Origin of the sequence: Pseudomonas sp. GL-B-19 (assembly GCF_019956415.1) — a bacterium.
GTDB lineage: Bacteria > Pseudomonadota > Gammaproteobacteria > Pseudomonadales > Pseudomonadaceae > Aquipseudomonas.
The window spans coordinates 1-4268 of sequence record NZ_JAHBDK010000099.1 but is presented as its reverse complement, the minus strand read 5'-3'; the positions used below and the strand labels follow the sequence as shown (position 1 = coordinate 4268).

General features: G+C 56.0%; 4 protein-coding genes. 2 read left to right on the top strand and 2 right to left on the bottom strand.

Features of this window, described 5'->3' with window-relative positions:
• Window positions 1–85: hypothetical protein (locus KGB06_RS28800; protein WP_223473437.1), on the bottom strand; the 85-nt coding region annotated here is incomplete at its 3' end.
• Between the two features lie 435 nt (window positions 86–520).
• The gene (locus KGB06_RS28795; protein WP_223521798.1) at window positions 521–1420 is read right to left on the bottom strand and encodes a LysR family transcriptional regulator; all 900 of its coding nucleotides are present in this window, start codon (window positions 1418–1420) and stop codon (window positions 521–523) included.
• A gap of 158 nt (window positions 1421–1578) precedes the next feature.
• Here KGB06_RS28795 and KGB06_RS28790 point away from each other — a divergent pair, with 158 nt between their 5' ends.
• A complete protein-coding gene (locus tag KGB06_RS28790) occupies window positions 1579–2760 on the top strand; it encodes an acyl-CoA dehydrogenase (protein ID WP_223521796.1) in 1182 nt (393 codons plus the stop codon).
• 13 nt (window positions 2761–2773) lie between these two features.
• Window positions 2774–3994 carry a CaiB/BaiF CoA transferase family protein gene (locus KGB06_RS28785; protein WP_223521795.1) on the top strand — a complete coding sequence of 407 codons (1221 nt, stop codon included), beginning with the start codon at window positions 2774–2776 and terminating at the stop codon, window positions 3992–3994.
• The last annotated feature ends 274 nt before the right edge of the window (window positions 3995–4268 follow it).

Here is a 4268-nt window from a genome sequence, read left to right as displayed (position 1 = left end):
GGCCGATCAGCTTCTTGATGGTTTCAGGGGTTGCAGCAACCCGTGTTTCACCCGTCTGGGTTTCGAGAGGAACACCAATGTGCACGTCAAATCTCCTGCGTGATCTTATTGAGTAAACCCAGGCACTTCGGATGGTGCGGCTGGGGCGGCCGATCAGCACGATCCCGCCAAATCTGGACGGGGCGCGGCATTTTGCAGGCGAATTTTGTGCCCTTCAAGGGATTATGACGGGTGACGGAAAATTAACTACAAGTCACCCCGTGACCGAATGTCGCAACTGACGGGGTCAATCCCTTGTAGGCCGTGACTTGTAAGGGGTTTTGTCGAAATTTGGTAATTTACATATCTTTACTGTGAATGAGGCATCATCGCCCGCCAATAGCGGCTCAAAGCCACGTCGTCAGGCGCTTGTGGGACGTTTGTGCCGCTTTTCAGTACAGTCTTTGGATATGCGACATATAGTTATATCTGTAGGGCTTTGTATTTGCTGACTACGGGGTCAGTTATTGGGCTAAAGCCTTTATCCTTCTAGGTTGTAGCTGTGTGCCTGATTGAGCAGCCAGTCACGAAATGCCTTTAAAGAGGCCGATTCCACCTTTCGCTCGGGAATCATCAGGTAATAAGCCTTGATGCTCGACAATGCTTGAGTGTTGGCAATCACCAGGCGCTTCTCCGCCAATTCACGCTGAATCAGGAACGGTGGAATCAGCGCGATGCCCATGTCGTGCATGGCCGCCTGGGCAAGCATGGAGAATAGCTCGTAGCGCGGTCCTGTCATGTCCCGAGGGATATTCAGGTTCCTGGAGTTGAACCACTGACGCCATGCATAAGGGCGGGTGGTCTGTTGCAGCAGTGGGAGTTCGGCAATCTCGCCGGGCGTCAGAGTGGTCTTTTTTCCCAATAGGTTCGGGCTGCACACCGGCATCGGATTTTCACCCATCAACCTGTGGGATTCGGTACCTGACCAGTCGGCATCGCCGAAATAGATCGCCGCATCGAAGTCGGTGTCGGCAAACAGAAAGGGTCGAGTACGGTTCGTAAGGTTGACCGTCACTTCCGGGTGCTTCTGCTGGAAGTCCTTGAGTCGCGGTAGCAGCCACTGAGTGCCAAAGGTCGGAACCACTGCCAGTTCGATCACGTTGGCGCCCTGTTGCCCCATCACTGACAGCGTGTCCCGCTCCACTGCGTCGAGCTGGGTGGCCACGCGGCGGCTGTAGGAAAGGCCGGCTTCCGTCAGCTTCACCCCACGCCGCGAGCGTCGGAAAAGTTCGACGCTGAGGAACTCCTCCAGGCTGGCGATCTGTCGGCAAATGGCGCCCTGAGTCAGCGAAAGCTCCAGGGCGGCTTTGGTAAAGCTTTCGTGGCGTGCGGCCGCTTCGAAGCTGATCAGGGCTGTAGTGCTGGGGATTTTCCTACGCATGTACGTCAACCTCACTAATGCATCGCATAAAAGCACTTTTGCGATGTTTCGGAGTGAGAAATTAGCACAACAGTATGCAAAATCCTCGTTTGCCGTAATGCGGAACCCGGCCTAGGATCAGTCCACGCAATTTGACCCCGATTCGAGAGGACACACTCATGGGCGGTAAAGCTAGCTTCAACTGGATCGATCCTCTGCTGCTGGATCAACAGCTCACTGAAGAAGAACGCATGATTCGCGACACTGCCGAGCAATTCGCTCAGCAGAAGCTCGCACCGCGCGTACTCGAAGCTTTCCGCCATGAGAAGACTGATCCAGCGATCTTCCGTGAAATGGGCGAAATCGGCCTGTTGGGCGCGACCATCCCTGAACAGTACGGTGGCAGCGGCCTCAACTACGTCAGCTACGGCCTGATTGCTCGTGAAGTCGAGCGTGTCGACTCCGGCTACCGCTCGATGATGAGTGTGCAGTCTTCGCTGGTGATGGTGCCGATCAATGAATTCGGCACTGAAGCCCAAAAGCAGAAGTACCTGCCGAAACTGGCCACCGGTGAGTGGATTGGTTGCTTCGGCCTGACAGAGCCTAACCACGGTTCCGACCCAGGCGCGATGATTACTCGTGCGCGCAAAGTGGAAGGCGGCTACAGCCTGACCGGCAACAAGATGTGGATCACCAACAGCCCGATTGCTGATGTGTTCGTGGTCTGGGGTAAAGATGACGCTGGCGACATCCGTGGTTTTGTTCTGGAGAAGGGCTGGAAAGGCCTGAGTACTCCGGCGATTCACGGCAAGGTTGGCTTGCGTGCATCCATCACAGGCGAAATCGTCATGGACAACGTGTTTGTCCCTGAAGAGAACATCTTTCCGGACGTCCGTGGTTTGAAAGGTCCTTTTACCTGCCTCAACTCGGCGCGTTATGGCATTTCCTGGGGCGCACTGGGCGCTGCCGAGTTCTGCTGGCACACCGCTCGCCAATACACCCTGGATCGTCAGCAATTCGGTCGTCCTTTGGCTGCCACTCAGCTGATCCAGAAGAAGCTCGCTGACATGCAGACCGAAATCACCATGGCGCTGCAAGGCTGCCTGCGTCTGGGTCGTATGAAAGACGAAGGCACTGCGGCGGTCGAGATCACTTCGATGATGAAGCGCAACTCTTGCGGCAAGTCCCTGGACATCGCTCGCATGGCGCGTGACATGCTGGGTGGCAACGGCATCTCCGATGAGTTCGGTGTCGCTCGCCATTTGGTTAACCTGGAAGTAGTGAATACCTATGAAGGTACGCATGACGTCCACGCACTGATTCTCGGTCGCGCGCAGACTGGCATCCAGGCGTTCTATTAATAGGAGAACGGCCATGGGCGCGCTTTCGCATCTGCGGGTACTGGATTTATCGCGGGTACTGGCCGGGCCTTGGGCCGGGCAGATCCTTGCAGACCTTGGCGCTGAGGTGATCAAGGTCGAGCGCCCGGGCAATGGCGATGACACGCGCGCCTGGGGGCCTCCTTTCCTTAAAGACGCCTATGGTGAAAACACCAGCGAGGCCGCTTATTACTTGTCGGCCAACCGCAACAAACAATCGGTCACCATCGACTTTACGCGTCCGGAAGGCCAGAAGTTGGTGCGGGATTTGGCGGCCAAGTCGGACATTCTGATCGAGAACTTCAAGGTCGGTGGGTTGGCGGCTTATGGGCTGGACTATGCGTCGCTCAAGGCAATTAATCCGAATCTGATTTATTGCTCGATTACCGGGTTTGGTCAGACTGGCCCTTACGCCAAGCGTGCGGGTTATGACTTCATGATCCAGGGGCTGGGTGGTCTGATGAGCCTGACGGGGCGACCCGAAGGGGCTGAGGGGGCCGGGCCGGTGAAAGTCGGTGTGGCGCTGACAGACATCTTGACCGGGCTTTACTCGACGGTAGCGATTCTGGCGGCGCTTGCGCATCGGGATCACGACGGTGGCGGCCAGCATATCGATATGGCATTGCTGGATGTCCAAGTCGCGTGCCTGGCCAACCAGGCGATGAACTACCTGACGACAGGCAATGCACCGAAGCGCTTGGGTAATGCCCATCCCAACATCGTGCCTTATCAGGACTTTCCTACAGCGGATGGCGACTTCATCCTCACCGTGGGTAACGATGGTCAATTCCGCAAGTTTGCCGAAGTGGCCGGGCAATCGCAGTGGGCGGATGACCCGCGCTTTGCGACAAACAAGATGCGAGTAGCGAATCGGGCGGTATTGATTCCGCTGATCCGTCAGGCGACGGTGTTCAAGACCACTGCTGAATGGGTGTTGCAGCTTGAGCAGGCTGGTGTGCCATGTGGTCCGATCAATGATCTGGCGCAGATGTTTGCTGATCCTCAGGTCAAGGCGCGTGGGTTGGCGATTGAAATGCCCCATGCGTTGGCAGGGATGGTGCCGCAGGTGGCGAGCCCTATCCGTTTGTCTGAGACACCGGTGGAATACCGCAATGCTCCTCCTTTGTTGGGTGAGCATACGCAGGAGGTTTTGCAGCGTGTGCTGGGGCTGGGAGCGGGTGCAGTGGCAGCTTTCAAAGAGGCTGGGGTGCTCTGAGGATTCCCTCTATATAGAGGGAGCTATATTGCTCCTGTATATAGAGAGGGATCGGGTGGTTTTCCGCCTTTTGGCAAGTTATTGATAGGTAACCCAAATCAGTGCTTGACGGCAGATTCTGGATGTCTATAATTCGCCCCACTTCCGGCGCAGTCGAAACGGAAAACTCCTTGGTAAACAAAGAGTTACGCAGTTTTCGGCAGCAAGCGGTTTCAGTTCATCGAAGCCCGAAAGGAGTTGAAAAAGAGGTGTTGACAGCAGCGTGTAACGCTGT